The 24,875-nt window shown below is 73.0% G+C and carries 23 protein-coding genes; 3 read left to right on the plus strand and 20 right to left on the minus strand.

The window, feature by feature from the left end:
• The 19 genes from HF519_RS17935 to HF519_RS18025 all read right to left on the minus strand — a co-directional run.
• The coding region (locus HF519_RS17935) for a hypothetical protein (RefSeq protein ID WP_438826407.1) at positions 1 to 341 on the minus strand (341 nt) is incomplete at its 3' end.
• 126 nt (positions 342 to 467) lie between these two features.
• Positions 468 to 1,409: a c-type cytochrome biogenesis protein CcsB gene (ccsB, locus tag HF519_RS17940; RefSeq protein ID WP_169414122.1), complete on the minus strand. Its 942-nt coding sequence runs from the start codon at positions 1,407 to 1,409 to the stop codon at positions 468 to 470.
• Positions 1,409 to 3,061: a cytochrome c biogenesis protein ResB gene (gene resB / locus HF519_RS17945; protein WP_169414123.1), complete on the minus strand. Its 1,653-nt coding sequence runs from the start codon at positions 3,059 to 3,061 to the stop codon at positions 1,409 to 1,411. The genes ccsB and resB overlap by 1 nt, the downstream gene beginning before the upstream one ends.
• A 13-nt stretch (positions 3,062 to 3,074) precedes the next feature.
• Positions 3,075 to 3,851: a cytochrome c biogenesis CcdA family protein gene (locus tag HF519_RS17950; protein WP_169414124.1), complete on the minus strand. Its 777-nt coding sequence runs from the start codon at positions 3,849 to 3,851 to the stop codon at positions 3,075 to 3,077.
• A 72-nt stretch (positions 3,852 to 3,923) separates the two neighbouring features.
• A complete protein-coding gene (locus HF519_RS17955) occupies positions 3,924 to 4,517 on the minus strand; it encodes a TlpA family protein disulfide reductase (RefSeq protein WP_169414125.1) in 594 nt (197 codons plus the stop codon).
• Entirely contained in the window at positions 4,514 to 5,146 is a 633-nt protein-coding gene (locus HF519_RS17960; protein ID WP_169414126.1) for a histidine phosphatase family protein, read from the minus strand. The genes HF519_RS17955 and HF519_RS17960 overlap by 4 nt, the downstream gene beginning before the upstream one ends.
• Positions 5,143 to 6,444, minus strand: a complete 1,302-nt coding sequence (hemL, locus tag HF519_RS17965) for a glutamate-1-semialdehyde 2,1-aminomutase (protein ID WP_169414139.1) — start codon at positions 6,442 to 6,444, stop codon at positions 5,143 to 5,145. Before hemL ends, HF519_RS17960 begins: the two co-directional genes overlap by 4 nt.
• 108 nt (positions 6,445 to 6,552) lie before the next feature.
• Positions 6,553 to 7,548 carry a hypothetical protein gene (locus HF519_RS32445; protein ID WP_211170198.1) on the minus strand — a complete coding sequence of 332 codons (996 nt, stop codon included), beginning with the start codon at positions 7,546 to 7,548 and terminating at the stop codon, positions 6,553 to 6,555.
• A gap of 135 nt (positions 7,549 to 7,683) precedes the next feature.
• Positions 7,684 to 7,983: a DUF4282 domain-containing protein gene (locus HF519_RS17975; RefSeq protein ID WP_169414127.1), complete on the minus strand. Its 300-nt coding sequence runs from the start codon at positions 7,981 to 7,983 to the stop codon at positions 7,684 to 7,686.
• A 253-nt stretch (positions 7,984 to 8,236) separates the two neighbouring features.
• The gene (locus HF519_RS30500) at positions 8,237 to 9,076 is read right to left on the minus strand and encodes a hypothetical protein (protein ID WP_211170199.1); all 840 of its coding nucleotides are present in this window, start codon (positions 9,074 to 9,076) and stop codon (positions 8,237 to 8,239) included.
• Positions 9,077 to 9,184: 108 nt separating this feature from the next.
• Positions 9,185 to 10,165: a porphobilinogen synthase gene (gene hemB, locus HF519_RS17985; RefSeq protein ID WP_169414128.1), complete on the minus strand. Its 981-nt coding sequence runs from the start codon at positions 10,163 to 10,165 to the stop codon at positions 9,185 to 9,187.
• Positions 10,166 to 10,327: 162 nt separating this feature from the next.
• Complete coding sequence (locus tag HF519_RS17990) at positions 10,328 to 11,869, minus strand: bifunctional uroporphyrinogen-III C-methyltransferase/uroporphyrinogen-III synthase (RefSeq protein WP_169414129.1); 1,542 nt, start codon at positions 11,867 to 11,869, stop codon at positions 10,328 to 10,330.
• Positions 11,866 to 12,846 (minus strand): hydroxymethylbilane synthase, encoded by a 981-nt coding sequence (gene hemC, locus HF519_RS17995; protein ID WP_438826409.1) that lies wholly within the window; start codon positions 12,844 to 12,846, stop codon positions 11,866 to 11,868. The genes HF519_RS17990 and hemC overlap by 4 nt, the downstream gene beginning before the upstream one ends.
• Before the next feature lie 71 nt (positions 12,847 to 12,917).
• A complete protein-coding gene (locus HF519_RS18000; protein ID WP_169414130.1) occupies positions 12,918 to 14,297 on the minus strand; it encodes a glutamyl-tRNA reductase in 1,380 nt (459 codons plus the stop codon).
• On the minus strand, positions 14,294 to 15,061 hold the full coding sequence (locus tag HF519_RS18005) for a redox-sensing transcriptional repressor Rex (protein WP_312860175.1): 768 nt from the start codon (positions 15,059 to 15,061) through the stop codon (positions 14,294 to 14,296). The genes HF519_RS18000 and HF519_RS18005 overlap by 4 nt, the downstream gene beginning before the upstream one ends.
• A gap of 376 nt (positions 15,062 to 15,437) precedes the next feature.
• Positions 15,438 to 16,103 (minus strand): fasciclin domain-containing protein, encoded by a 666-nt coding sequence (locus HF519_RS18010; RefSeq protein ID WP_438826408.1) that lies wholly within the window; start codon positions 16,101 to 16,103, stop codon positions 15,438 to 15,440.
• A 189-nt stretch (positions 16,104 to 16,292) separates the two neighbouring features.
• Positions 16,293 to 17,915, minus strand: coding sequence for a molybdopterin-dependent oxidoreductase (locus HF519_RS18015; protein WP_312860176.1), 1,623 nt, complete (start codon positions 17,913 to 17,915; stop codon positions 16,293 to 16,295).
• Between the two features lie 84 nt (positions 17,916 to 17,999).
• Positions 18,000 to 18,245, minus strand: a complete 246-nt coding sequence (locus HF519_RS18020; RefSeq protein ID WP_169414131.1) for a glutaredoxin family protein — start codon at positions 18,243 to 18,245, stop codon at positions 18,000 to 18,002.
• Positions 18,246 to 18,295: 50 nt separating this feature from the next.
• Complete coding sequence (locus tag HF519_RS18025; RefSeq protein ID WP_312860177.1) at positions 18,296 to 19,888, minus strand: AMP-binding protein; 1,593 nt, start codon at positions 19,886 to 19,888, stop codon at positions 18,296 to 18,298.
• 518 nt (positions 19,889 to 20,406) lie between these two features.
• On the opposite strand from HF519_RS18025, the gene HF519_RS18030 reads away from it, so the two are divergent.
• The 3 genes from HF519_RS18030 to HF519_RS18040 all read left to right on the plus strand — a co-directional run bounded on the left by HF519_RS18030 (position 20,407) and on the right by HF519_RS18040 (position 23,854).
• On the plus strand, positions 20,407 to 21,156 hold the full coding sequence (locus HF519_RS18030; protein ID WP_211170204.1) for a sigma-70 family RNA polymerase sigma factor: 750 nt from the start codon (positions 20,407 to 20,409) through the stop codon (positions 21,154 to 21,156).
• A 157-nt stretch (positions 21,157 to 21,313) separates the two neighbouring features.
• On the plus strand, positions 21,314 to 22,723 hold the full coding sequence (locus HF519_RS18035; protein WP_169414132.1) for a DUF5667 domain-containing protein: 1,410 nt from the start codon (positions 21,314 to 21,316) through the stop codon (positions 22,721 to 22,723).
• A gap of 258 nt (positions 22,724 to 22,981) precedes the next feature.
• Positions 22,982 to 23,854: an HAD family hydrolase gene (locus tag HF519_RS18040; protein WP_438826410.1), complete on the plus strand. Its 873-nt coding sequence runs from the start codon at positions 22,982 to 22,984 to the stop codon at positions 23,852 to 23,854.
• Positions 23,855 to 23,863: 9 nt separating this feature from the next.
• Here HF519_RS18040 and HF519_RS18045 read toward each other — a convergent pair whose 3' ends face one another.
• Complete coding sequence (locus HF519_RS18045) at positions 23,864 to 24,874, minus strand: lysophospholipid acyltransferase family protein (protein ID WP_312860179.1); 1,011 nt, start codon at positions 24,872 to 24,874, stop codon at positions 23,864 to 23,866.
• Position 24,875 lies beyond the last annotated feature (1 nt).

Genomic DNA, 24,875 nt, shown 5'->3' on the forward strand with positions numbered 1-24,875 from the left:
GGGCTGGTGCGCGGCGGCTCCCCCACCCGCTCCCGGGACACCGTCCCGCGCAGGTCGATCCCGGACGGCGGCGTGGTCGGATCGATCTCCGACTCCAGATCCTCCACCGCGTGCACGTCCGGCTCCGCGCCCCAGACCTCGTCGCCGGACGCCCGGTCCCAGCCGGCGGCCGCCTGGGCGGCGCCGGCGGCGCGGTCGGCCCGGGACGCAGCCGGCCGGGACTCGATCTCGGGCTCCGATCGGGGAGCCGGAGTGGTGGGCGGGGGTGGGGTGCGGCGCCGGGTGGCGTCCTTCGTGGCCGACGGGTCGGCTCCCCAGCGTTCGCGCACGTAGCGCCCCACTGAGCCATCCGGAAAGTCCTCTGGCCCTCGCTCACTCACGAACGCCGACGGTAGTCGTGACGGTCGTCGTGGTCGAGGTGACGCTGCGCCACCACCGGTTGATCCCGCGACGGGGGCTCCGCTGTCCTACAGGCCGGCGTACGAGTGCAGTCCCGCGACCACCATGTTGATGAAGAACAGGTTGAAGACCACCACCGCGAAGCCCAGCACGTTGATCCATGCCGCGCGGTTGGTCCGCCAGCCCGCAGTGGCCCGGGCATGCAGGTAGGCGGCGAAGACCACCCAGGCGACGAACGCGACCGTCTCCTTCGGGTCCCAGCCCCAGAACCGGCCCCAGGCCGCCTCGGCCCAGATCGCACCGGCGATCACCGCGAACGTGTAGATCGGGAACGCCACGACGGTCACCCGGTAGGCCACCCGGTCGAGGACGTCGGTCGACGGGAGCTTCGCCACGAGCCCGGCGGCCTTGCCCGAGCGGCTGAGCAGATAGAGGAGGCTCGCGACACCGGTCACCAGGAACAGCCCCGAGGCCAGGGTCACCGTGGTCACGTGGATGACCAGCCAGTACGACTGCAACGCCGGCACCACCGGGGCGGCCTGCGCGTAGAGCACCGTGCCGGCGAGGAACATCAGGATGAGCACGGGGGTCAGCACGAAGACCCCGGCCCGGCGCAGGGCCGGCGACCGGTGCAGGACCACCAGCCAGCCGACCACGGCCGCGAGGCAGATCGCCGAGGTGAACTCGTACATGTTGCCCAGCGGCCAGCGCTGCGCGGCCAGGCCGCGCATGACGAGCGAGCCGAGGTGCAGCAACACCCCGAGGACGGTCAGCGAGACCGCCATCCGCCCGAAGCGCTCCGCCCGGGTCCGCCCCGCCGGCGCGGGTGGCTCCACCGGGTCCGCGGCCTCCGCCTCGACCGGAGCACCGGCCCCGACCAGAACCTTCGCCGGGGCGTCACGGGCAGCTGCGTACTCCACCGCGTGCATCAGCATCGCCAGCACGTAGACGGCGACGGAACCCATGAAGAAGCGGTCGCTGAACAGCGACAGGATCGGGTCGACAGGCATCAGGTGTCCTTCGGTGGATCCAGCAGGTCCGCCCGCAGGCGGTCGAACTCCTCGCCGTAACCGGCCTGGTCGGTGCGCGCCAGACCGCCGATCTCCACGACGGTGCACCCGGAACCGGCCGGTGTGAGCCGCACCCAGAACCGCCGGCGCTTGATCGACAACGAGAGACCGAGGCCGATCATGACCAGGACCGCGAAGCCGAGCACCCACATCTGACCGGGATCGTGGCTGACCTGCAGCGATACCCAGGGCCGGACGCCGTCGAACCGGACGACGGTGCCGTCGTCGAGCCGGAGGTCCTCGCCGGGCGTCAGGTTGGCCCGCGCGGCCCGGACCAGCTCGCCGGACTCGACCTTGCGCTGGTCGACCGAGAAGATCGACTGACCGCGGCCGTCGTCGAGGCCGAGATCGCCGCGCAGCACGTCGACGGCCACTTCGGGATCGCGCAGCTCGGGGAACACCGACGTGACGACCGCCCCGCCGGAGCTGGTCGGGGCGAACAGACCGGTGATCGCGAGCTGGCTGGTGCGGCGCTGCTCGTCGTCGGTGATCCCGGGCCGCTCGAACTTCGTCGCGCCCTCCGAGAGCAGGGTCGCCTGGTCGACGGGCCGCCACTGGGTCTCGCCGGTGCGCTGCTCGCCGTCGGGCCAGGTCACCGTGAACCGCGGCGCGTAGCCGTGACCGAGCAGATAGACCCGCTCGCCGTCGATCCGCAGGGGATGGTTGACCGCCAGCGGGTAGGAGGTCCACGTGTCCGTGCGGCCGGCGGCGAGGTCCTCCGTGGTCTGGTAGCCGATGTCGGCGCGGAAGCTCTCGGGCTGGCCGTTGGGCAGGTAGTCGGCCTGGAAGTCCTCGACCTGGATGCAGAACGGGTCGAGTTGGGTGCCGTCCACACGCAGCCCGGCGCGGAACGAGTCGTAGCCCAGGATCGACGAGTTGCAGAACTGGCCGCCCCCGGTGAGCACGATGACCTGGCCCTCGTAGCCGAAGAGCTTGCCCGCCGCGAAGCCGATGAGCAGCCCGACGAGGCTCAGGTGGAACACCAGGTTGCCGGTGTCGCGCAGGTAACCCTTCTCCGCGGAGACGGTCCGGGCACCGGAGGACTCGGTGGCCTCGGTCGTCCGCCAGCCGAGCCGGCTCCCGGCGCCGAGGCGGGTGCGGACCCGGTCGAGGAACTCGTCGGCGGGCACGTCCACGGTGGCTTCGGCGTGGTGCGGCAGCCGCGACAGGTTGCGCGGGGTGGCCACCGGCGCGGCACGCATGGTGCGCGCGTACTCGATCGTCCGCGGCAGCAGGCAGCCGACCAGCGACACCATGAGCAGCAGGTAGATCGCGGCGAACCACGGCGCGGCGAAGACGTCGAAGAAGTCGAACCGGTCCAGCAGCGGCGCGAGCCGCGGGTAGTCGGCGAAGTACTCGTCGACCAGGTTCTGGTTCAGCGAGCGCTGCGGCAGCAGCGCCCCCGGGAGCGCGGCCAGCGCCAGCAGGAACAGCAGGACCAGCGCGGTGCGCATGCTGGTGAGCCCGCGCCAGGTGTTGCGGCCGAAGGCCAGCAGCCGGGAGGCACCGCCCGGGCGGCCGGGCGGTGGCCCGGCGGTGTCCCCAGGGCTCGGCGCAGGCGGGGACGGGGGCGCGGTGGGGGGTGAGCTCATCGGCTGGCAACCATCAGATGGGCGGGGTGAATCCGGCGATCGAGACCTGCAACTGGGCCAACAGTCCGCCCCACAGGCCGGTGATCAGGAGCAACCCGACCCCGATCATGAGGACACCGCCGCCGATCTGGATGCGGCGGGTGTGCCGGCGCAGCCAGCCGAGCGCCCGCACGGCACGCGAGGCGCCCAGCGCGATGATCACGAAGGGCAGCCCGAGCCCGGCGCAGTAGGCCAGCGTCAGGACCACTCCGCGCATCGATCCGCCGCCGGTCCCGGCCGCGACCGCGACCACCCCGGCCAGCGTCGGGCCGATGCACGGCACCCAGCCCAGCCCGAAGACCGCGCCGAGCAGCGGCGCCCCCCACAGTCCGGCGCGAGGCACCCAGTGCACCCGCCGCTCGGTGTTCAGCACGGGTAGCAGGCCGACGAACGCCAGCCCCATCGCGATCATGACGACACCGCCCACCCGCTGCAGCACGGCCTCGTTGCGCACCAGCAGGTCGGACAGCGAGACCACACCGACCAGGATCGTGCCGAACACGACGGTGAAGCCGGCCACGAACAGCGCGGCGGCGCCCGCCACCCGGAAGCGGCCGTTGCGTTGCCGCTGGGCCTCGGCGAGCGTGGCCGGCGGCGAGTCCGCACCGACCAGACCCGCCAGATAGGCGAGGTAACCCGGGACCAGCGGCACCACGCACGGCGAGGCGAAGCTGACCGCTCCCGCGAGCACTGCCACGGCGGCCGCGGCCAGCAGCGGGCCGGAGATCGCGAGGGCGGTCGAGGGGTCCATCGATGACGAGGGTATGTCGAGGTCCGGGGAACACGCGCACCGGGTTCTACACGACGTAGTGGATCGAGCGGCTCACGCGGCCGGTTCCGCGGCCAGCCGCTGCACGAGCGGGATCAGATCCCCCACCCGGATCACCTCGAGATACACCGCCGCCACCCGGTGCCGGCGGTCCAGCACGATGGTCGACGGGACGGTGTTGCGCGGGTAGCCGCTCAGCGCGTTGAGCGAGCGCCCGGGCGGATCGAAGATCGAGTCGAAGGTGATCCCACGGTCGCGGATGAAGTCGGTGGCCGCCTCACGGTTGTCCCGGACGTCGATTCCCAGCACGCCGATCCCGGAGGCAGCGGTCTGCTCCTGCACGAACTGCAGGTCGGACATCTCCGCCCGGCACGGCGGGCACCAGGAGCCCCAGATGTTGATCACGACGACCCGGCCCTCGAAGTCCTGCAGGCCGACCGTCTTCCCCGGGTCGAGCAGGCTCTCCCCCGACAGGTCGGGCAGCGTCCCGCGGGCCTCCGGCGGGTCGTAGGTGATCGCGGTCCGGCCGCCGGGAGCGACGAACTGGAACTCCCCGCCGACGGCCACGGCCTCCTTGCCCGTCGTCGCGCACCCGGCCAGCACCAGCACGGCCACCAGCAGCCCGGCGAGCGCCCGGAGCCGGCTCATGCCCCGGTCACCGTCGGGTCGCTGGCGCCGGCGGGTTCGCTGTAGCGCAACCCGGTCAGCTCGGGACCGGTGAACTCGAGCGTGGTCAGCGAGGCGAGCGCGCACTGCCGGCGCCGCGGGTCGTGCCACAGCCGCTGGCCCAGCAGATACCGGCGCAGCGTCCAGATCGGCAGCTGGTGCGACACGCAGACCGCCTCGTGGCCCTCGGCGAGCGCGCGTGCCCGGTGGACGGCACCGAGCATGCGGTGCGCGATCTGCAGGTACGGCTCGCCCCAGGACGGGGTGAACGGGTCACGCAGCAGCGGCCAGTTCCGCGGCCGGCGCAGTGCACCGTCACCGACGCCGAACGTCTTGCCCTCGAACCGGTTGGCGGCCTCGATCAGCCGGTCCTCGGTGAGGATCTCGAGGCCGTGCGTCGCGGCGATCGGCTCGGCGGTCTCCTGGGCCCGCTGCAGCGGCGACGCGACGACGACCGTCACATCGCGCTCCGCCAGCGCCTTGGCGACGGTCTCGGCCTGGGCACGGCCGTTCTCCGCCAGCCGGAACCCGGGGAGCCGGCCGTAGAGCACGCCCCCGGGGTTGTGCACCTCGCCGTGGCGCAGCAGGTGGACGAGCGTCCGCGCGCTCATGCCGGGGCCTGCGCGGCCGCGGCGGCACGGGCGGCGGCGGGCAGCGCCGCCTCGATCACGGAGAACGCGTCGTCGTCGAGGGCGGCGGAGACGAACCACGCCTCGAACGCGCTCGGCGGTGGGTACACCCCACGCTCGAGCAGCGCGTGGAAGAAGGCCGGGAAGCGCCACGTCTGGGCCGCCTGCGCCCCGGCGTAGTCGTGCACCTCGTCGGCGGTGAAGAACACCGAGACCAGGTTGCCCGCGTACTGGACGCGGTGCGCGACACCCTCCGCGGTGAGCGCGTCGCCGATCATCCCGCCGAGCCGGGCGGAGTTGGCGTCGAGCGCGGCGTAGACCGACGCGTCAGCGTGCCGCAGCGTGGCCAGGCCCGCGGCGACCGCCACCGGGTTCCCGGAGAGCGTCCCCGCCTGGTAGACCGGCCCGGCCGGGGCGAGGTGGCCCATGAACTCGGTGGACCCGCCGAACGCGGCGGCCGGCAGCCCGCCGGACATGACCTTGCCGAACGTGTAGAGGTCACCGGCCACACCGTCGATGCCGTACCAGCCGGCAGGCGAGACGCGGAAGCCCGTCATCACCTCGTCCATCACCAGCAGCGCCCCGTGCTCGTGGGCGATGTCGCGGAGCCCGGCGTTGAAGCCCGGCAGCGGCGCGACCGCACCCATGTTCCCGGCGGCGGCCTCGGTGATCACACAGGCGATCTCGGAGCCACGCTCGGCGAAGGCGGTGCGGACGGCGTCGAGGTCGTTGTAGGGCAGCACGATGGTGTCGGCGGCCTGGGCACCGGTCACGCCGGGGCTGGTCGGCAGCCCGAGCGTGGCCACCCCGGACCCGGCCTGGGCGAGCAGGGCATCGACGTGGCCGTGGTAGCAGCCCGCGAACTTGACGACGGCGCGGCGGCCGGTGATCCCCCGCGCCAGCCGGATCGCGCTCATCGTCGCCTCGGTGCCGGAGTTCACCAGCCGGACCTGCTCCACCGGCTCGACCCGGCCGATGATCTCCTCGGCGAGCTCGATCTCGGCCGGGGTGGGCGCCCCGAAGGACAGCCCCTGGCCCGCCGCCGACCGCACCGCGTCGACCACGGCGGGGTGCGCGTGCCCGAGGATCATCGGGCCCCAGGACGAGATCAGGTCGACGTAACGGGCGCCGTCGGCGTCGGTCAGCCACGGGCCGGTCGCCGAGACCATGAACCGGGGCGTGCCGCCGACGGCGTTGAACGCGCGGACCGGCGAGTTGACCCCGCCGGGGATGACCTCGGCGGCGCGGGCGAACAGCCGGGCCGACGTCTCCGGGGCCACGGGACCGGCCGGTGAGGTGGACGGTGTGCTCTGCGTCGGCGGGGAACTCACGGCCACCAGTCTCCCAGCCGCCCTCCGAATCGTCCTGCGGACCCCCGAACGGCCTGCTCAGCGCCGGGCGGCGTTGAAGAACTGGTTCGACGGGGCCAGGAACAGCAGGACCGTGCCGCCGACGGAGGCCACCAGGATGCCCAGCAGGATCCCCAGGCTCGCGGCGTCGGTCCCCGTGGTGAGCACACCGAGCAGCAGCACCATGGCGAAGGCCACCGTCATGATCGTGAGCACGATGCGCGCCCAGTTCCGGCCCAGGAACGCCAGGATCGCGAACACGACGTAGAGCAGGGCGAGCAGCAGGACGATGCCGGCGCCGACCCGGAACGCCGAGACGAGCTGCTCGGCGGAGACCCCGGCATCGGCGAGCGCCTGGTCGACGTTGAGCTCGGGCGGCAGCCCGTCGAGGTTGATCGGCACCGCCAGCAGCACCGCCCCGGTCGCCAGGAACGGCAGCGCGCTGAGCAACAGCAGCACCAGCGACAGGATCATGGCTCCCGGCCGCTTCGCCGGCGTCGTGGGGGTGTCGTCGAGCCCCGCCGGGCCCGCCGCGCCGTAGGGGTAGGGGTACTGGCCGCCGTAGGGGTACTGGCCGGACGTCTGCTGACCGTAGGGCACGCCGTACTGCGGTTGCTGGCCGTACGCGGGCTGCTGCCCGTACTCCGGCTGCTGCCCGTAGCCGGGCTGGGCACCGTACTGCGGCTGCTGCCCGTATTCCGGCTGCTCCCCGTAGCCGGGCTGGGCACCGTACTGCGGCTGCTGCCCGTAGCCGGACTGGCCGCCGTACTGGGGCTGGCCGTGCTGCGGCTGCTGGCCGTACGGGGTCTGCGGGTCGTACCCGGGCTGGCCGCTGTGGGGCGACTGCCCGTAATCAGGCTGGCCCGGCCCCGGCTGCCCGTACTGCTGCCCGCCCGGCGGGGGCTGCTGACCGTGCGGCCCGGCCTGCTGGTCTCGCTGTTCACCACCGGGCTGCTCCGCGGCCCATTGCTCACGGTCCTGCTTCGACTGCTCACCCGCGCTCCGGTCGGGCTGCGGGTCCGGCGGTGTGGTCACCCGGCAACCGTAGGGCCGACCGCACGGGGGTGTCCACGCACACGCCCAGGCGTCCGAGCGGCGGAAACCCGCGAACGACGACGCGGAGACCACCGCTGAGGGCGGCCTCCGCGTCGGGGGCTCGGGCGAGCGACGTCAGCGCCGGTTGTGGATGTCCTCCGACATCCGCGCGACGGCGTAGTAGAACTCCAGCGACAGCCTCAGGAAGGCCAGGGCGAACAGCGCGAACACGGCTCCCACGATCAGGACGAGGAGCCCGGCCCCGACGTTGACGTTGAAGAAGAACACGACGTAGCCGACGTAGGCCAGCCCGATGAAGATCATCCCCAAGATGTAGAGGATCTTCACGAAGGTGAACGTCGCGAACCCGCTGAAGCTGAAGTCGAACAACGCCGCGAAGAAGTTCTTGGGCGGCATCGACCCCGGGCCACCCATCCCCGGGGGACCGTAGGGACCTGCCGGAGGCGCTCCGTAGGGTGCACCCGGACCGCCGGGCCCCCAGCCCGGAGGCGGTTGCTGGGCGTAACCACCGGGGTAGGGCTGCTGCTGGCCACCGGGCCAACCAGAACCGTCGGGAGGGTGGCCCTGGTCCCCCGGGGAGGCCGGATCGTAGGTCATGGCGCCCTGCTTCCGCGTGATCGGATGGTGCCGGTGATCTTACTGCCGGAGGGGCGGCCGCCGAGTCCGATCAGCGGAAATATCCGTTCACGTGCGGACGGAACATCAGGTACAACGCCGCGGCGATCAGCACGATCTGTCCGATCGAGACCACCAGGTTGACGATGGTGTAGGCGCTGCCGTAGAGCGCGGCAGCCAACCCGAACGCACCGATCAACCCGATCAGCCCCAGGACGAGCCCGATGCCGCCGAGCACGGCGATGGTGATCCGCGCCCAGTTCCGGCCCGCACGCATCTGGATCGCGATGTAGACGGCGACGGCGTAGATGAGCAAGGTGAAGATCAGGCCGAAGATCGAGCCGCCGATGCCCAACCCCAGCTCGGAGAGCACGGCCGCGGTGAAGATGAGCCCGGCGATCGACCCGATCAGCCCGAGCGCGAGGACACCGAGCAGCGCGAGGAACGCCTGGTGCACCTCCTTGGGAGGCCGGGCCTCGGTGTAGGCGGCCTTGACGGCGGTGACGCTGAACCCGGTCGAACGCGAGCCGCCGGCTCCCGCCTGCCCGTGACCCGGCTGCTGGTTGTACCCGGCCTGCTGCCCGTGAGCCGGTTGCTGCCCGTAGCCCGGTTGCTGCCCGTACCCCGGCTGCTGCCCGTACCCCGGCTGCTGGCCGTAGCCCGGCTGCTGCCCGTAGCCCGGCTGCTGCCCGTACCCCGGCTGCTGGGCCCACCCGGGCGGGGGCCCCTGCCCGGGGCCCTGCTGCGGGTACCCGCCCTGCTGGGGCGGCGGCCCGTAGCCGGGCGGCTGGCCGTGGCCTTGCGGCGGCTGCTGACCCGGCTGACCCTGCTGACCCGGCTGACCCTGCTGGCCCGGCTGCTCGGGCCGCTGCGGGTCGGAAGGTGTCGTCATGCCGCGAAACGTAAGGCCGCCGTAGAGGGGCTGTCCACGGCACTGCGGCAAACGGGCGGGGGCCGTGACGGGCTCGTTACCAGGGCCGACCCGCCGACGCGGGGATGATCAACCGCGGTCCAGCCGCCCGGCGACCTCGGTGGCCCAGTAGGTCAGCACGATGTCGGCGCCCGCGCGGCGGATGCCGGTGAGTGTCTCCAGGATCGTCCGGTCGCGGTCGAGCCAGCCGTTCGCGGCGGCGGCCTCGATCATCGAGTACTCCCCCGACACCTGGTAGGCGGCCACCGGCACGTGGGAGTTCTCCGCGACGGCACGCAGCACGTCGAGGTAGGCCATCGCCGGCTTGACCATGACCATGTCCGCGCCCTCGTCCAGGTCCAGGGCCAGCTCACGCAGCGATTCCCGGATGTTGGCGCCGTCCTGCTGGTAGGTCTTGCGGTCGCCGCTCAGCTGGGAGTCGACCGCCTCCCGGAAGGGGCCGTAGAACGCCGACGCGTACTTGGCCGTGTAGGCGAGGATGCCGGTGTCGTGGTGCCCGGCGGCGTCCAGCACCTCCCGGATGACCCCGACCTGGCCGTCCATCATCCCGCTGGGACCCAGCAGGTGGGCGCCGGCGGCGGCCTGGGCCACGGCCATCTCGGCATAGACGGCCAGCGTCGCGTCGTTGTCGACACGGCCCTCGGCGTCGAGCAGCCCGCAGTGGCCGTGGTCGGTGAACTCGTCCAGGCACAGGTCCGACATCAGCACCGTCGTGTCGCCGACCTCGGCCCGAACGTCGGCGAGGGCCACGTTCAGCACGCCGTCGGGGTCCACACCCGCGCTGCCCGTTGCGTCCCGCCGCGCCGGCACACCGAACAGCATCAACCCACCGACGCCCGCGGCGACCGCTTCCGCGGCGGCCTTGCGCAGGGAATCGCGGGTGTGCTGGACGACGCCGGGCATCGACGCGATGGGCTGCGGCTCGGTCGCCCCCTCCTTGACGAACATGGGGAGAACGAGGTGACGCGGACGCAGCTCGGTCTCGGCGACCAGCCGACGCATGGCGGGCGTGGTCCGCAACCGGCGGGGGCGCTGGGTGGGAAAGGCCATCGGTCCAGCCTACGACTCATGGGGAGCGTGGTCCGTGAGCAGCGACCGTCGAGGTGACGACGGCCGCTGCTCACGGCAGGCGCCGGCCGCGGGTCAGCGGCGGCGGGTCATGGTCGTGCGCGGACATCGTCACCAGGGTGACGGTGTCCGCGCACGGGTGCGTCAGCGGCGGCGCGCCTTGGCCTTCTTCGGCGGCGGCAGGGCACCCTCGGCACGCAGCCGGGCGGCGTGCGCGGCCAGCGCGTCGACCAGGGCCGGAACCCGGGCCTCCTCCGGCTGCACGTCGACCCGCAGGCCGAACTCACGCGCCGTCTCGGCGGTCTGCGGCCCGATGCACGCGACGATCGTCCGGGCGTGCGGCTTGCCGGCGATGCCGACGAGGTTGCGCACCGTCGACGAGGAGGTGAAGCACACCGCGTCGAACCCACCGGTCTTGATCGCCTCGCGGATCGGGGCGGGCGGCGGCGCGGCGCGGACCGTGCGGTACGCGGTCACGTCGTCGATCTCCCACCCGCGGTCGCGCAGGCCGGCGGCGAGGGTCTCGGTCGCGATGTCGGCGCGCGGAAGCAGCACCCGGTCGACCGGGTCGAGAACGTCGTCGTAGGGCGGGAAGATCTGCAGGAGCCCCTCGGACGAGGACTCCTGCGACTCCGTCACGTCCGGCACCAGCTCGGGCACGATGCCGAACTCGCGCACCTTCTCCGCCGTCGCGGTACCCACACACGCGATCTTGACGCCGGAGAACGCTCGCGCGTCCAGCCCGAACTCGCCGAACTTCTCCCACACCGCGCGGACGGCGTTCGTCGAGGTGAACACGACCCACTGGTAGCGGCCGTCGACCAGGCCCTTGACCGCGCGCTCCATCTGGGTGGGCGAGCGGGGCGGCTCGACCGCGATGGTCGGGACCTCCTCGGGAATGGCGCCGTGCACGTGCAGCCGGTCGCTCATCGCACCGGCCTGGTCCTTGGTGCGCGGCACCAGGACCCGCCAGCCGTACAGCGCCCGCGACTCCCACCAGGACAGCTCGGCGCGCTGCTTGACCTCGGCGCCCACGGTGAGCACCAGCGGGCCCTCGAGCTCGGCGGCCTCGGCCGCCATCGTGGCGAGCGTGGTCTCGACGGTCTTCTGCGTGGTCGCGGTGCCACCGGCGGTGACCGCGACGGGGGTCTGCGCCGCGAGCCCGTGCTCGGTCAGCGAGGCGGCCACCTCGGCCAGGTGCGACGCGGTGGCGTGCAGCACCAGGATGCCGGGAGCGGCCGCCAGCTTCGCCCAGTCGACCCCGGCCCGGACATCGGCCTCGATGTGGGCCGAACCCAGCGGCACACCGGCGTAGGCGGGCACCGCGGTACCCGCGGGCACGCCGGGCACCACGTCGAAGGGCAGCCCGGACTTGGCCACGGCCAGGGCCTCCTGCACGACGGCGTCGGCGGTCAGCGGGTCACCGCTGACGAGCCGGGCCACCGCCCGGCCGGAGGTCGCCTCGGCGACCAGGTCACGGGCCACGTCGGCCGGCTGACCCACCGCCGGGCGCACCTCGGCCCCGTCGGCGACGAGAGCCAGGATCCCCTCGGGCACGTCTGGGTCGGTGATCACCAGCGGCGCGCCCGCGAGCGCATCCCGGGCGCGCACGGTCAGCAGCCCGGGATCGCCGGGGCCACTGCCAACGAAGGCGACCCGGCCCGGGGTGGAAGGTGCTCGGTTCATTCGGAACTCCCGATCCAGCGGTTCTCAAGACGCCTGGCAGCCGTCGGTGAAACCGGCAGCGTGTCGGCGCCCATGTCGAGAAGCTCGGCGGCCAGCGCCGCACCGAGCTTCTCGGCGTCGTCCATATCTCCAGTGACGGAGGCGCGCAGTAGCCCGCCGTCCGTCGTTCCGACCACCGCGCGCAGCGACAGCCGGTCCACCGCCCGACCGTCGTCGTCAAGGTCGGACACCACATCGGCCAGCGCCCCGATCGGGGCACTACAGCCGGCCTCCAAGGTCGCGAGCACCGCACGCTCGGCGGTGACGGCCGCTCGGACCATCACATCATCGAGGGCGGCGGTCAGGAACCTCTCGAGCTCATGATCCGTGCTGCCGGGCCGGCCGGCCCGACACTCCACGGCCAGCGCACCCTGCGCGGGCGCCGGCAGCATCTGCAGCGGGTCGAGCAGCTCGGACGCCTCGTCCACCCGGCCGAGCCGGCGCAGCCCGGCCGCGGCCACCACGACCGCGTCGAGCTCCCCGGAGCGGACCTTGCCGATCCGGGTGTCGACGTTGCCGCGGATGGGAACGACCTGCAGCCCGAGCCCGAGCGCCTCGAGCTGCGCGGCCCGGCGCGGTGAGCCGGTGCCCACCGTCGCCCCGACCGGCAGCTCACCCAGCACCCGGCCGTCGCGGGCCACCAGCGCGTCCCGCGGGTCCTCCCGCGGCGGGACGGCGGCCAGCGCCAGTCGGGGGTCGGACGCGGTCGGCAGATCCTTGTAGGAGTGCACCGCGACGTCGACCTCGCCGGCGGCCAGCGCGTCGCGCAGCGCCGAGACGAACACCCCGACGCCGAGCTCGACGACCGGCGCGGACGAGCGGTCACCGGAGGTGCTCACCGGCACCAGCTCGGCGGGTCGCCCGGCGGCGCGGATCCGCTCGGCGATCAGCCCGGACTGCGCCATCGCCAGCGCGCTGGGCCGGGTGCCGACCCGCAGCGGGGCCGGCGAGCTCAGCGGGTTGGTCGGGTTGGTCGGGTTGGTCGGGTTGGTCGGGTTGGTCGGGTTGGTCACTGTGTCGTCTCCTCGTCCGCGAGAGGCGTCTGGGCCTCCAGCGCGACGATCACGTCACCGCTGCGCGGGGTCGCCACGGCAGCCGGCGACTGCGGGTCGAGCTCGAACAGCTGGCGCAGTGCCTGCGCGTAGCTGCTCCCGTCAGGTCCTTCGGCCAGCTTCTTCACCTGCACGGTCGGGGTGTGCAGCAGCTTGTCCACCACACGGCGCACGGTGCGGCCGAACTCGTCGCGGACCGTCTGGTCGAGGTCGGGCAGCCGGGACGACAGCCGCAGCAGCTCGGCGTCGACCACCTCGGAGGCCCGCTGGCGCAGTGCCGTCACGGTCGGGGTGACCTCGGCGGAGCGCTGCGCGGCCAGGTAGGCCTGGGCCTCGTCGTCGACCATCCGCTGCGCGGCCGCGACGGTGTCGGCCCCGTCGCCCCCCGTACCGCGGACCAACCGGCGCTGCAGGGCGATCAGGTCGACGACCGTCACCCCGGGCACGGTGGCCACGCTCGCGTCGACGTCGCGCGGCAGCCCGAGGTCGCACACGACGAGCGGGCGCTCGGGCCGGCCCTCCTGCGCCGCCGCGACCACGGCGCGGTCGACGACCGTGCCGACGGCGCCGGTGCAGGCCATCATCAGGTCGGCGTCGACGAGTTCCCCGGTCAGCTCGGCGAGCAGTCCGGCACGGGCGGGTGTGCCCTGGCGCCGGACGTTGTCGGCCAGCCGCTCGGCGCGCTCGATGGACCGGTTCAGCACCACGATCTCGGCCGCGCCGGCCCGGCGGAGGTGGGCGGCGGCCAGCGCGCCCATCGCGCCCGCCCCGACGACGACGGCGCGGGTGCCGGCCAGATCACGGCCCAGGCCGCGGGCGGCGTCGGCGAGCGCCTCGGAGACGACCGAGGCGCCCGCGGCGTCGATGCCGGTGCTCGCATGCACCCGCTTGCCCACGCGCAGCGCCTGCTGGGCCAGCTCGTGCAGCACCCGGCCCACGGAGCCCGCCTCGTCGGCGGCGGCGTAGGCGGTGCGCAGCTGGCCGAGGATCTGCGACTCACCGACGACCATCGAGTCGAGACCGGCGGAGACGGAGAACAGGTGCTGCACGGCGGACGCGGCGTAGTGCACGTACAGATGGTCGGTGAACTCGCCGAGCTCGAGACCGGCGTGCCGGCCGAGCACCGCGGAGACGTCACCGAGGCCACCGTGGAACGCGTCGACGACCGCGTAGACCTCGATGCGGTTGCACGTCGAGAGCAGCACGACCTCGCTGACGTGCGGCGCGCGCATCATCTCGTCGAGCAGCTTGGGCACGTCCTCGGCCCCGACGGCCGCCTTCTCCAGCAGCTCGACGGGGGCACTGCGGTGCGACATGCCGACCACCAACACGTTCACCGGGGAAGCACCGCCGATCCATTCGTGACGTGCACGCCGTCGCGCACGCCGTTCGCGACCGACGGGGCCACGACGGTGTCGGACGCATCACCCGCCCGCCGTCGCGCCACATGGAACGCCAGGACCTGCAGCTCCACCGCGAGGTCCACCTTGCGCACCTCCACCTGTTCCGGCACCTGGAGCACGACGGGGGCGAAGTTCAGGATGCACTGCACACCGGCGCGCACGAGCTGGTCGCAGACGGACTGCGCGGCGGGGCCGGGCGTGGCGATCATGCCGATGGTCACGCCCCGCTCGGCGCAGACCCGCGGGATGTCGCGGACATGCTCCACGACGATGCCGTTGATGTGGATGCCCACCAGGTCGGGGTCCACGTCGAACAGCGCCGCGACGGGGAACCCGCGACCGCCGAAGCCGCTGTAGCCGGCGAGCGCGTGACCGAGATTACCGACGCCGACCAGCGCGACGGCCTGCTGGCGGTCGAGCCCGAGGGTCCGCTCGATCTGGTGGTGCAGCGACGCGACCTCGTAACCGACCCCCCGGATGCCGTAGGAGCCGATGTAGGAGAGATCCTTGCGGAGCTTGGCGGAGTTGACCCCGGTCGCGGTGGCGAGCTCCTCGCTGGACACCGTCTCGGCGCCCTGCTCGGCGAGTTCGCCGAGCATCCGGAGGTAGACGGCCAGCCGGGCGACCGTAGCCTCGGGGATCGAGCGGACCAGCTTCGCGGCGGAGCCCGAGGGGTCGGCCTGCGGCGGCGAAGTCACGCTGGCGTCTCCTCGAACGTCGTTCGTCGTACGATCCGCGGTCAGGGCGGCGGCGGGATCGGCGCGGCCAGGCGAGATCCGGTCGGACCCGGGGCCTTGGCGGCGTCTGAAATACACGGTAGCCGCTTGTGAACGCACGCACAAAGTTGCGATCTTGGTCCGCGCCGTGCTCGACGACCACGCTGTCGCCGCCGACCGGTGGTCGCCGCTGAACGGCCGCTCACCGCCCTATCGACGCAGCGCAGAGGCGCGCGCCACACCCGCTCGCGTGGCGGGGGACAGAGGGGACGCCCACCCCGGCACGGCCCTCGGAAAGGGAAGCTCCCGGCGACCGCCAGGGGCGGTCACCGGGAGCCCGGGTGAGGCGAGGTCGTGATCAGCTCGCCGGCATCAACACGGCGTCGATGACGAACACCGTGGCGTTCGAGGTCGGGATGTTGCCGCAGACGACGTTGGCGGCCTGGCCGTTGCCACCGGTCAGGGTGATGTTGTCGCCGCTGCCGCCGACGGTGACGGTGCCGCCGGCGAGCTGGGTGGTCTTCCCGGCCTCGAGCAGGCCGTCACGGTCGTAGCGGGTGCCCGACACGTGGTAGGACAGCAGGCCGCTCAGCTGCTCCGCGTCGGCCAGGACCGCGTCGAGGGTGTCGGCCGGGATCTTCTCGAAGGCGGAGTTCGCCGGGGCGTAGACGGTGAGCGCCTCGGCGCCGTTGAGGGCGTCCACCAGGCCCGGGACCTTGCCGGCCGCCGAGACCAGGGTGGTCAGCAGCGGGTTGGTGGACGCGGCGCTGGCCACCGGCTGCGGACCCATGTTGTCGAGCGAGCCGGGCGCGGCACCCTGCGGGAGCTGGGAACAGGCCGGACCGAACACGTCGGCGTTGGTGGTCACACCGTCGCTCGCGGGCATCGCCCGGGAGGTCGGAGCCGCGGCGGCCGTGGGCTGGGGGGCGGCCGTCGACGCCGACTCGCTGTTGCCGCACGCGGCCGACGTGACCGTCAGGGCGGCCATCGCACCGACGGCCACCAGACGCTGGATCTTTCGCACGGGGTTCCTCCTCGGGCTCGGCCCGGTCGGTCCGGACCTGACTTCTAGGTCTTCGATATCGCGCCAAAGATGGTTCATCACTTCATGTAACGGTTAGGACACGGCGCCGGAATCAACGTCCACAGTGGATCTATATCTGTCCTGATGTGCAGTTTTCCACCGTTTCCGGCGGCGCGCGCGTCGAACCGGTCAGATCACGGTGAAGATGGTTGCTGGCCAACCACTGGCGCCATCCGGAATCGGCCCGGCCCGCATCTCGGTCTGCGTGACCCCGTGCGCGTCGGTCGCCCGCGCCTGGACCGTGTGGCTTCCCGGCCCGAGATCGAACTCGGTCCGCCACATCCGCCAGGTGTCCCCCGAGACCTCCGTGGCGAGCTCGGCCGGCTGCCAGGGACCGCCGTCCATCCGGACCTCGACCTTGCCGATGCCGGCCGGCTGGGACCAGGCGATCCCGGCGATCGAGACCTTCCCGGCAGGGACCGTGGCGAAGCCCCGAGGGCTGTCGATCCGCGACTGCGTCTTGATCGGCGCCTTCTCCGCCCAGCCCCGCTCGAGCCAGTACGACCGCCTGCGGTCGAAGGTGGTCAGCTCCATGTCGGCGATCCACTTGGTCGCCGAGACGAAGCCGTACAGCCCCGGCACCACCATCCGGACCGGGAAGCCGTGCTCGGGCGGCAGCGCCTCGCCGTTCATGCCGAACGCCAGCAGCGCGTCGCGGTCCGGCCGCATGATCACGTCGGCGGGGGTGCCGGCCGTCCACCCGTCGATGCTCGTGGTGAACACCTGGTCCGCGCCGGGCTGCACCCCGGCCTCCAGCAGCAGGTCGCGCAGCGACACCCCGATGAAGTTCGCCGTGGAGATCAGCGAGCCGCCGACCTCGTTGGACACGCACGTCATCGTGATCGTCTTCTCGAAAAGCGGCCGGCGGAGCAGGTCCTCGAAGCTCAGGACGATCTCGTTGTCGACCATGCCGTGGATCCGCAGCGACCAGTCCGCCGCCGACGTCGTCGGGATCCGCAGCGCCACGTCGATCCGGTAGAAGTCCGGGTTCGGTGTGATGAACGTCGTCGTGCCGAGCTCCGCGGCGTAGGCCGCACCGGCCGGGATCGCCGGCGCCCGCTCGATCCCGCGCAGCGCCGCCAGCCGGGCCGTGACCTGGGCGCGGGAGTCCCCGACACCCCTGCCCAGGAAGAACCCGCCGGCCCCCGCCGCGAGTGCGCCGACCCCGACCGCGGCCGACGAGCCGATCAGCACGCCACGCCGGGAGACCGCCGGACCGGAGGGCCCGCCCGCGCCGGGGTCGGGCGACCGGTCCGCCGCTCCCCGGTCCCCGTAGGTGCGCAGCGCGAGGCCGTGCAGCCCGCGGAACGTGACGACGCCCGCGGCCAGCGAGGCCGCCGGGGCGAGCAGGTCCAGCGGGGCGAACACCGGGGCGGAGATCACGGCCAGGAAACCCAGCACACCCAGCACCACGACCACGGCCACCCCGGGGCGGGGGCTGCGCCGCGACGCGATGCCCGCCGCCGCGGCCGCCAGCGCGATCACCACGGCCATCCCGCCGAGCAGCACCGGCTTGTCCGCCGTCCCGAACGTGCTCTTGGCGAACTCGGTCAGCCACTCCGGGGAGAACCGGATGACGGTGTCCCCGACCGCCAGGTACGGCGACGACGCCGGGGAGATCAGGCCCGCCACGAGATGGCCGACGCCCAGCGCCGCGCCCACGGCCAGCACCCCGATCAGCGCGGCGAACCCCCGGGGGATCCCGGGCCGCGGCGATCGGGTGGGTTGGGGCCGTGCGCTCGTCGTGCTCACGGGACAGGGTTCGAACAGCGGCCGGCGGCCGGTTCGGTCCGGCAGCGGGTGACTCCGCTCAGCCCGCGAGGGCGGAAACTCCGCTCAGCCCGCGAGGGCGGTCCGCAGCCGCTTCTCCTCGACCTTCCAGAAGCCGTGCTCGCGGCCGTCGACCATGATCACGGGGACCCGGTCGCCGTACTCCGCGCGCAGCTCCGGGTCGGAGTCGACGTCCACGGCGTTCCAGCCGTGGCCGAGCTCGGCGCAGATGCGCGCCACGTCCTGCTCCGCGGTGACGCACGCGGAGCACCCGGCACGGGTCAGCACGGTCACCCGCGGTTCGTCGGCCATGGCATGTCCTCCTCGGAATCTCCCGGGACCCGACGGGGGCCGGGTTCCGCTCACAGCTTGCGACGCGCGATCTTCCCGGTGGGCGTGCGGGGCAACGCGTCGACGAACGTGATCACCGCCGGGACCTTGAACCGGGCCAGACGCGCCGCGCAGTGCCTGCGGATCGCATCCTCGGTCAGCTCCGCCCCCTCGGCCACCACGACCACGGCCTTCACCACCTCGCCGGTCCGGTCATCCGGCACCCCGACGACCGCGGCCTCGGCGATCGCGTCGAGCTCGCCGAGCACCTGCTCGACCTCACGCGGGTACACGTTGAACCCGTTCACGATCACCAGATCCGACGAGCGGTCGACCAGGTGCAGATCACCGTCGGCGTCGAGGAAGCCGACGTCGGTGGTACGGAACCAGCCCTCGGCGTCCGGCCCGCCCGCCCCGTCCGGCCAGTACCCGGAGAACAGGTTCGGGCCGCGGGCGGCGACCAATCCGGTGTCCTCCACCGGATCCGAGACGCCGTCCTCCTCCTCGTCGGGCGCACGCCCCTCCAGCGACAGGCCCTCGGAGTCGACCAGCCGCAACTCGATGCCGGGCAGCGCCCGGCCGACCGAACCGGGCTTGGCCGTCCCGCCGACGAGCGTGCTGGTGAGCACCGGGCCGGTCTCGGTGAGCCCGTAGCCCTCGAAGATCTCCAGCCCGGTCGCCGCGCGGAAGTCGTTGAGCCAGTCCGTCGGCAGCGGGGCGCCGCCCGACGTGCACAGCCGGACGCCGGCGAAGGCATCGCGCAGCCGGTCGGGCGGCAGGTCGAGCAGGGCGTGGTACATCGACGGGACCCCGGCCACGCCGCTCACCCGGTGCTTCGTGATCACCTCGAGCGACTGCTCCGGGTCGAACCTCTCGGTGAGCACCACCGTCGCCCCGGCCCAGCACACCTGCAACAGCCCGGCGCCGAGTCCGAAGATGTGGAACAGCGGCAGGGACAGCAGCACCCGGTCGACCGGGGTGACGGGCGCCGGACGCAACGCCGCCGTCTGGGCCCGGTTGGCCAGCACCGCCCGGTGCGAGAGCCGGACGCCGCGGGGGACCCCCGTCGTCCCGGATGTGTAGACGAGCAACGCGATCGCTTCGCCGCCACGCTCGAGCCCGTTCTCGACACGCTCAAACGTGGTGCCGCTCACCGCGGAGACCCGACCGCTGCCCGCACCCTCCGGGCCGCGGAGATCAGGCGGGGGGAGCAGCGACGCGCCCACGCCGGACGCGGGACGCTCGACCGCAGGCACATCCGGAGCAACGATGATCACGCTCGGTGAGCAGTCGTCGAACACGATCCCGAGCTCACGCTCTGCCGCACCGAGCCCCATCGGCACCACGGTCGCGTCAGCCCGCAGCGCGCCGAGCAACGCCACACAGAACGCAGCTCCGTTGGCCAGCATCACGACGACCCGGTCGCCCGGACCGACCCCGGCCGATCTCAGCCGGGCAGCCTCGGCCGTGGCCGCCGCATCCAGTTCCGCCCAGGTCATGGTGATGTCGTGGGTGGCGTCCACCACCGCGGGATGGTCCGGAACCCGCTGCGCCGCACGGGACACCAGGTCGGCCAGGTGGGTGGGCGCCGGATCCCCGACGGGCGGGCTGGAGGGGATGTCCACGGCGTGTCTCCTCGAGGTCGGCAGTATCGACCGGCGGCCGTCGGCGAGTCTGGCACGAGCCGGGCGCCGCGCCTCCCCCGACGTTCGACGCACGGACCGATGCGGGCAGGCGACCACGCACGGGCACCATCGCGTTGACCGCGTGTAGTCGGCCGCTCACCGGATACGGCCGCCAGCAAGCGGCGGTGCGCCGTTGGGGGCTCTCCCGCCGGCCGTATGCTCCGCCGCTACAAACGACCTAACGCCCGAACCCCATGGTTCGACGCGAGACTCACCCAAGGGAGTGGCATGCCGCCTGTCGCCAGCGCACCGCCGGCCTTCCCGCCGTGTCCTCCCCGACACGGGGCCCGTCGGGAGTCATGACCCGCCCGATGCGACCGCAGCGGCTGCTCCGCACCGACACCGCCCGCCCCCGCGCAGGCGCAGAGGTACCGATGCCCCCCACGACGGCCCGACGCGCCGAGCACTTCGAACCCGCTCCCCGCCACGATGATGCCCAGTCGGGCGACGGCTCCCCGATGCCGTTCCCCCGGCCGCGCCCGCAGATCGTCGATGCGGCCGACCCCGCAACACCCGTTCCCTCGCCGTCCGCTCCCCCGCAGGCCTCCGCCTCCGCCGCGCCACCGCGCACGCCACCCGAACCCGTCCGGGACCGGGAGCAGGGGCGGGACCCGGTCCCCGACGCCGGCGTCCCGCAGGAGGCCGGCGAGGGCGCCGCCGAGTCCGGCGGCTCCTGGGCCCTGGTCAAGGCCTGCCAGGCCGGCGACATGCAGGCGTTCAGCGAACTGTTCGACCGGTACCACGAGATCGTGTTCCGTTACGTGCTGTTCCGCATGGGTGACCGCACCCTCGCCGAGGACATCACTCAGGAGACGTTCGTCCGGGCGCTGCGCCGGATCGGCTCGGTCAGCTATCAGGGCCGGGACATCGGTGCGTGGTTCGTCACGATCGCCCGCAACCTGATCTTCGACCACGTGAAGTCCAGCCGGTACCGGTTGGAGTCGACCACCGCCGAGATCATCGAGCTCTCGCCGAGCACCGGCGGACCCGAGCAGCAGGTGCTCGACAACGCGACCAACGAGGAACTGCTGCGCTGCATCGCCAAACTGAACCCTGACCAGCAGGAATGCATCCAACTCCGGTTCCTGCAGGGGCTCTCGGTGGCAGAGACGGCCCAGTTGATGGACCGTAACGAGGGCGCTGTCAAGGCCCTGCAGCACCGGGCGGTCCGTCGGCTCGCCCAACTGCTACCCGACGGGCTGCGATGAACGCGACATATATCGGTCGGCACCCCCACAGCGTTACGGGTGCGGCGAACGAGCAACTCGATGCGGTGAACGGTCTGTGCCCCGTAACCGATGCTCTCCTGCCTCGTTGTGCGGGTGAACGTCGGGAAAGCGCAGAGATGCAGTGAGGACGGCCAACATGCCCGCGGGACAGGGCAAGGACGAAGAGCGGTTCGCCGCGGCGGCGGAGTTCGGGTTACCCCCTGGTGCCGACGCCCGTGAAGAATTCGCACACGAGGTGGCGCTCGCGGCCGCGCTGGATCGCAGCCGGACGTCGCTGTCGCCGGACCCGGAGGCCTCCGCCCGGATGAAGCAGCGGCTGTTCGCCGCGCTCGCCGAGCAGGCCCAGGAGAGCCCGCCGGAGCCGTCGCCGGCCGAGCAGACCGCGCCGCTGGCCCGGCCGCTCCCCGGTGCGCCCGGGCCGGTCGCCGCGAGCGATGAACCCCCGGGGGCCGGTGAGATCACCACCGAGATCGCCGCGGTCCCCGGGACCGAGCCGGTCACGGACCACGCACCGGCGACCGGCAGCGGCCACGTCGTGCCGCGCAGCCGGCGCGCCCGGCACAAGATGCCCAGCGGAGTCGGCGAGCGGCCCCGGGACAACCGGGCCTCCCGCCGGCCCGGGGCACCGAGCCGGTCCCGGCGCATCGCGCTCGTCAGCGCCGCAGCGCTCGTCGTGATGGTGGCGCTGGCCGGCACGGGCGTGTTCGTCAGCCGTGACGCGCTGCCCGGCGACGCGCTCTACGCCATGAAGCGGGTCTCCGAGTCGGCCGGGCTGGCGATGACGTTCGGCGACGAGGCGAAGGCCCGTCGCCACCTGGAGCTCGCCGCCACCCGGCTGAGCGAGGTCGAGCAGCTCATCGCCCGGCAGCAGACCTCGGGCCCCGACCCGCAGCTGCTCGAGTCCGCGATCAGCGAGTTCGACGCCGCGACGAGCGAGGGCTCCCGAATGCTGCTGGCCGGCCGGCAGGAGGCGGGCGCGGCGAGCCTCGGCGACCTGCGCACCTGGGCCGCCGAGCAGTCCGCCCGGCTCGCGGCGCTGCGGGCCGTACTGCCGCTGCCGATGCTGGCCGAGGCCGACCAGTCGATCGCCCTGCTCGACCGGCTGGTGAGCCGGACCGAGGCGCTGCATGTCCGGCTGGCCTGCACCGAGGTCACCTCCGGTGTCGTCGACGACCTCGGCCCCGTCCCGGCCGAGGGTGTCTGCGCACCGCGGACCGAGGGCAGCGACCCGGCGACGTCGGGCGGCTCCGACTCGTCCCGCGCCGGCGACAGCACGACGCAGACGAACGGGAACTCCACCGCTCCGTCCGCCCCGGGTGGCTCGACCGCGCCCGGCACGACCGACGAGAACGAGGGCGGCCTGCTTCCGGGCCTCGACCCGGAGGACAACCCCCTGGGCGACGCTCCGTCGGACTCGGGTGGCGGCTCGACCCGGAGCAGCACGGAACCCGACCCTCAGGTGTCGGTCCCGGTGCCGCTGCCGCTGCTCCCGCCGATCACGCTGCCCCCGCTGCTGCCCGGGCAACCGGCGATCACGATCGGCTGATCGAGCGCCCATCGGCGCGTTCCTCCGAGGCCGCCGCGGTCACCACCGCGGCGGCCTCGGCGCTTCTACGACGGCCCCCGGTCGGCGGGTGACCCGCATCCGCCCCCGTGACGGACTCCTCATGGGGGTGGGCCGGCGACAGTACGCTGAGCGGTGTTCGTCAGTCGGTCTACCGGAGGCCCGCACGTGGTTGGACAGCATGACCCGAGCTCCGGCGCCGGGCGTTTCCAGGTCGCCGGGATCGCCGAGTCGTCGGGTGTGATCGACAGCGTCACCGCGCTCGACCCGGCCCGCCGGGCAGGCGAGGCAGCAGCCGCGGCCGCCGTCGCCGCCGGGGAGACCGAGCGGCCCGACTCACCGCCGTCCGACCTCACCGCCGCGGCGTTCTTCGACGTCGACAACACGATGATGGTCGGGGCATCGATCTTCCACTTCGCCCGTGGTCTGGCCGCGCGGAAGTTCTTCACCACCTCCGACCTGGCCGGCTTCGCCTGGCAGCAGCTCAAGTTCCGGGTCGGTGGCCGGGAGGACAAGAACGGGATCGCCGGACACCGGGACACAGCGCTCTCCTTCGTCGCCGGCCGGCCGGTCTCGGAGGTCATCGCCCTGGGCGAGGAGATCTACGACGAACTGATGGCCGACCGGATCTGGGCCGGGACCCGGGCGCTGGCCCAGATGCACCTGGACGCCGGGCAGCGGGTCTGGCTGGTGACCGCGACGCCGGTGGAACTGGCGATGATCATCGCGCGTCGGCTCGGGCTGACCGGCGCGCTGGGTACGGTCGCCGAGAGCGTCGACGGCTTCTACACCGGCCGGCTCGTCGGCGAGATCCTGCACGGCCCCGCCAAGGGGCACGCCGTCCGCGCGCTGGCCGTCGCCGAGGGGCTGGACCTGCGCCGTTGCACGGCTTATTCGGACTCCGTGAACGACGTCCCGATGCTCGCCGCGGTCGGCACGGCAGTCGCCGTCAATCCCGACTCCGAGCTGCGTGACGTGGCCAAGGAGCGGTCCTGGCAGATCCGTGACTTCCGCACCGGCCGTAAGGCCGCCCGAATCGGCGTGCCCTCGGTGCTGGGCGCCGGTGCGGTGGCCGGGGCCGTCGCGGCCGGCCTGGCGTACCGGAAGCGCTAGACCAGGGCTTCAGCCCAGGAAGGCGTTGCGGCGCTGGCTCAGCAGGCGGTACAGCGTGTGCTGGATGGTCTCGCGGACCTGGTCGGTCAGGTTGAACACCAGCATGGGGTCGTCGGCGTCGGCCGGGGTGTAGGTGTCGGTGCGGATCGGCTCGCCGAACTCGATGTACCACTTCGACGGCAGCGGGATCATGCCCAGCGGGCCGAGGAGCGGGAACAGCGGCGTGATCGGGAAGTACGGCGCACCGAACAGGCGGGCCAGCGGCTTCAGGTCACCGATCTTGGGGTAGATCTCCTCGGCCCCGACGATCGAGCACGGAATGATCGGCACCCCGGTCCGCAGGGCCGCCGAGACGAACCCGCCACGACCGAACCGCTGCAGCTTGTACCGGTCCCGGAACGGCTTGCCGATCCCCTTGAATCCCTCCGGCCACACCCCGACGAGCTCGCCCGAGGTCATCAGCCGTTCCGCGTCGGGGTTGCAGGCCAGCGTCCCACCCTGCTTGCGCGCCAGCGCCCCGAGCACCGGCAGCCGGAACACCAGGTCGGCCCCGAGCATCCGCAGGTGCCGCTTGGCCGGATGGTCGTCGTGCAGGGCCACCGCGGTCATCATCGAGTCGAGCGGCAGCGTGCCCGAGTGGTTCGCGACCACCAGCGCACCGCCTTCGGCGGGCACGTGGTGCATACCGATCGTCTCCACCCGGAACCACTTCCTGTACAGCGGGCGCAGCGCGGGCAGCAGCAGGCCATCGGTCAGGTCGCGATCGAAGCCGAACTCGTCGACGGTGTAGTCGCCGGTGAGCCGGCGCCGGACGAAGTCCAGGGACTCCTCCAGCGCCGCCTCCCACGCCGGCTGCTCGGCGGTGGGCTCGGGTTCCGGCCGGACCGGGCTGGGCGCCGGGGGTTCCCCGGCGGCCCGCGGGGGACGCCGGCCCTGGCCCTGGGCCCCCGGCCGCCGGCAAGGGCGGGTTCCGACGCCGCTCTCGTCGGCGCGCAGCGGGATGACGCGTGCTTCCGGCACG

This window comes from Pseudonocardia bannensis (genome assembly GCF_012911875.1).
GTDB classification, from domain to species: domain Bacteria; phylum Actinomycetota; class Actinomycetes; order Mycobacteriales; family Pseudonocardiaceae; genus Pseudonocardia; species Pseudonocardia bannensis.

Coding starts and splice junctions, on each gene's coding strand:
- ccsB (WP_169414122.1), bottom strand. CDS start 1,409: ATGCCTGTCGACCCGATCCTGTCGCTGTTCAGCGACCGCTTCTTCATG.
- resB (WP_169414123.1), bottom strand. CDS start 3,061: ATGAGCTCACCCCCCACCGCGCCCCCGTCCCCGCCTGCGCCGAGCCCT.
- HF519_RS17950 (WP_169414124.1), bottom strand. CDS start 3,851: ATGGACCCCTCGACCGCCCTCGCGATCTCCGGCCCGCTGCTGGCCGCG.
- HF519_RS17955 (WP_169414125.1), bottom strand. CDS start 4,517: ATGAGCCGGCTCCGGGCGCTCGCCGGGCTGCTGGTGGCCGTGCTGGTG.
- HF519_RS17960 (WP_169414126.1), bottom strand. CDS start 5,146: ATGAGCGCGCGGACGCTCGTCCACCTGCTGCGCCACGGCGAGGTGCAC.
- HF519_RS17975 (WP_169414127.1), bottom strand. CDS start 7,983: ATGGGTGGCCCGGGGTCGATGCCGCCCAAGAACTTCTTCGCGGCGTTG.
- HF519_RS30500 (WP_211170199.1), bottom strand. CDS start 9,076: ATGACGACACCTTCCGACCCGCAGCGGCCCGAGCAGCCGGGCCAGCAG.
- hemB (WP_169414128.1), bottom strand. CDS start 10,165: ATGGCCTTTCCCACCCAGCGCCCCCGCCGGTTGCGGACCACGCCCGCC.
- HF519_RS17990 (WP_169414129.1), bottom strand. CDS start 11,869: ATGAACCGAGCACCTTCCACCCCGGGCCGGGTCGCCTTCGTTGGCAGT.
- HF519_RS18020 (WP_169414131.1), bottom strand. CDS start 18,245: ATGGCCGACGAACCGCGGGTGACCGTGCTGACCCGTGCCGGGTGCTCC.
- HF519_RS18030 (WP_211170204.1), top strand. CDS start 20,407: ATGCCGTTCCCCCGGCCGCGCCCGCAGATCGTCGATGCGGCCGACCCC.
- HF519_RS18035 (WP_169414132.1), top strand. CDS start 21,314: ATGCCCGCGGGACAGGGCAAGGACGAAGAGCGGTTCGCCGCGGCGGCG.